Source organism: Lactobacillus sp., assembly GCF_051873315.1.
Classification (GTDB): Bacteria; Bacillota; Bacilli; order Lactobacillales; family Lactobacillaceae; genus Lactobacillus.
In genome coordinates this window covers 1-3,020 of the sequence record NZ_JBJEES010000042.1, presented here as the reverse complement: position 1 = coordinate 3,020, position 3,020 = coordinate 1, and the positions used below count along the sequence as shown (strand labels likewise).

Annotated in this window: 5 protein-coding genes; 3 read left to right on the top strand and 2 right to left on the bottom strand. The window is 53.6% G+C overall.

Going from position 1 to position 3,020, the window contains the following annotated elements; translation table 11 throughout:
* From ACI32D_RS02410 to ACI32D_RS02400, 3 genes are all read left to right on the top strand, one after another.
* Positions 1-316 (top strand): GTP pyrophosphokinase (locus ACI32D_RS02410; RefSeq protein ID WP_439775059.1); only part of this gene is annotated, 316 nt, incomplete at its 5' end.
* On the top strand, positions 313-1,110 hold the full coding sequence (locus ACI32D_RS02405) for an NAD kinase (protein WP_439775058.1): 798 nt from the start codon (positions 313-315) through the stop codon (positions 1,108-1,110). The genes ACI32D_RS02410 and ACI32D_RS02405, both read left to right, overlap by 4 nt.
* 14 nt (positions 1,111-1,124) lie before the next feature.
* On the top strand, positions 1,125-2,015 hold the full coding sequence (locus ACI32D_RS02400) for an RluA family pseudouridine synthase (RefSeq protein ID WP_439775057.1): 891 nt from the start codon (positions 1,125-1,127) through the stop codon (positions 2,013-2,015).
* Positions 2,016-2,082: 67 nt separating this feature from the next.
* On the opposite strand, the gene ACI32D_RS02395 is transcribed toward ACI32D_RS02400, so the two are convergent.
* Positions 2,083-2,271, bottom strand: coding sequence for a hypothetical protein (locus ACI32D_RS02395; RefSeq protein ID WP_270447475.1), 189 nt, complete (start codon positions 2,269-2,271; stop codon positions 2,083-2,085).
* Between the two features lie 71 nt (positions 2,272-2,342).
* Positions 2,343-3,020, bottom strand: a 678-nt coding sequence (locus tag ACI32D_RS02390) for an undecaprenyl-diphosphate phosphatase (RefSeq protein WP_439775056.1), incomplete at its 5' end; no start/stop codon positions are given.

Sequence of the window (3,020 nt, the reverse complement as noted above, 5' to 3'; positions counted from 1 at the left end):
CTATATTCAAAACGCCAAGCCGTCCGGCTACCGGTCCTACCACATGGTGGTGGCCTACACGGTTTATTTGCCAGAAGGGTCCAAGCGCCTTTTGGCGGAAATCCAGATCCGGACTTTGGCCATGAACTTCTGGGCCACGGTAGAGCATACCTTGAACTATAAGTACCAGGGGGCCTACCCGGAAGATATTTCTGAGCGGCTCAAGCGGACGGCGGAAGCGGCCTACCAGCTGGATGAAGAGATGTCCTCGATCAGAAACGAGGTCAAGGAAGCCCAGAAGATCTTTACCAAGAACAAGGGCAAGGAAAAGTCATGAAAGTAGCTATCGTTCACAATGACCGCGTGACCACCCAGGTGGCGGTCCGGCACCTGCAGGTGCTGCTCGCGGAAAAAGGCATTTTGCAGGACCAGCAGCATCCCGACCTGGTAATTTCCGTCGGCGGTGACGGGACTTTGATCTCTGCCTTTCACAAGTACAAGCAGCAGCTGGACAAGGTCTGCTTTGCCGGCATTCACACCGGCCACTTAGGCTTTTATACCGACTGGCGGAACTATGACATGGAGAAGCTGGTTGATGCCTTGGCCAGCCACCCCGTTGAAGAAAATGAGGTGGGCTACCCGCTTTTGGACATGAAGGTAACCACCAGCTGCGGGGAGCGGCGCTTTTTGGCCCTAAACGAAGCCTCAATCAAGCGGATTTCCAAGACCATGGAAGCTGAGGTCTGGCTCGGGGGCGAGCGCTTTGAGAATTTCCGGGGTGACGGGCTCTGCGTGTCAACTCCGACCGGGTCAACGGCCTACAGCAAGTCCTTGGGCGGAGCGGTGATCCACCCCCGCCTCAAGGCCCTGCAGCTGACGGAAATCGCTTCGATCAACAACCTGGTCTTCCGGACGGTGGGCTCGCCCGTTGTTATCGCACCGGATGAATGGATCACCATCGTGCCGAAGATTTCCGACCGGGCGGTTGTAATCGTCGATGGGGAAAGAATCAACCTGACCGATGTGCAGAAAGTAGATTACAGAATAGCGGCGGAAGAGATTCGCTTTTACCAGTATGGCCACCACCATTTTTGGGAGCGGGTCAACGACGCCTTCATTGGTGACAGATAGTGCAAGTATACAAAATGATTGTTGAGAAAAATGACCCAGGCCAGCTGAGTCATTTTTTGCTGAAAAAAGGCTTTTCCCGCCGGGCCGTCAACAACTGCAAGAACCACGGCGGGATGATGCTGGTTAACCATCACCGCAGAAACGGGAGCTATCGGCTAAAAGAAGGGGACGTGGTCCACTTCTTGATGGGGCAAGAGCCAGTCAACCCCTGGCTGAAGGTCTCCCGCCGGCCTCTGGCCGTCGTTGAAGAAACGGCCGATTATTTGGTAATCAACAAGCCCGCTGGCCTATTATCGATTCCTTCCGGTTTTCATGCTGAAGACGCGGTGATTAACCGGGTGCTGGCTTATTTTGAAAAGCAAGGGGTCAACCCAGCCTATGTCAAGCCCCACATCGTGACTAGGCTGGACCAGGACACTTCTGGCCTGGTCCTCTTAGGCAAGAACGCCATCGCCCATGACCGTTTCAGCAAGCTGGGCAAGGATGCTTTTATCAAAAAGTACCACGCAATCGTACATGGCAACTTCGCTGAAGGAGATTTAAGCGGCTTGATCGACAAGCCCCTGGCCCGGGTGGGCGACACAGTTAAACGGGAGGTCAACCCGAACGGGCAAAGGGCCTTGACTGAATACCGGGTGATCGACCAGGTCCCAGGAGCCAGCCTGGTTGAGCTCCGCCTATTAACCGGCCGGACCCACCAGATCCGGATCCACATGGCGTCTATCGGCCACGTTCTTTATGGAGACGACCTTTACGGGGCCAGGGATGCTTTTGCCCGCCAGGCCCTAAACTGCTTCTACCTGGCCTTTCCCAACCCCTTCAGCGGGGAAGAGAGGGAAATCCAGATTCCAGACCCGGAAGACATGCAGGGCTTGTGGCGCCAGCTTAAGCAGGAAGCAGAATAATAATCCAGATACCAAAAAAGGAGACAGGCAGTCCTGTCTCCTTTTGTTATTTGTCTGTATCTATTTTTTACGCGTTTGAGATTACTGCCCAGGCCAGGCCCCCAAGGGCACAGATGGCCAGCAGCGGCAAAACTACTGAGCTGATTAAGGCAAAGGCCAGGCCGACCCCGATCAAAAAGATCAGAACCCGCCAGAGGGCCACGCCCATCTTCCAGCAAAGCCACAAAATAAATAGTAAGCAAAGCAAACTTAACATGTTTATTCACCGTCCTCTAGCTTGCTATCCTTAAGCAATAATCATAGCATATTTTCGCGTGAATACAAGTATTAGGCAAAGACCAGACCGCAGATGATGACGATGATCCCCAAAACAATCCGGTACCAGCCAAATGGCTTGAAGTCGTGGGTCTGCACGTACTTCAGCAGGAACTTGATTGACAGGTAGGCCACGATGAAGGAGACGACCATGCCGACCAAGAGGATGGCCAGCTGGTTGCCGACAAAGACGTGGCCGGCCTTGAAGAACTTGACCAGCTTCAAAAGTGAAGCCCCGAACATGGTCGGGATGGCCAGGAAGAAGGAGAACTCAGTTGCCACGTAGCGGCTTGAGCCGATCAGCATGGCCCCCAGGATGGTTGCCCCAGACCGGGAAGTCCCCGGGATCATGGACAAGACCTGGAAGCAGCCGATCAAGAGAGCCGTCTTGTAGCTCATCTTGTTTAAGTCGGTCAAGCTTGGCTGACGCTTGGCGTAGTAGTTTTCCAAGATGATGAAGAGGACACCGTAAATGATCAAGGTGGCGGAAATTACTTGCCAGGAAGTCATGTTTTCTTCCAGCCAGTCATTCAGCGGTAGGCCGATGATGATTGACGGCAGGACGGCCACGATGACCTTGAACCAGATCTGCCAAGTCTGTCCTTTTTCCCGCTTGCTTTTTGATGAGGCAAAAGGATTCAGCTTGTTAAAGTAAATTACGATGACGCTCAAGATGGCCCCCAGCTGGAT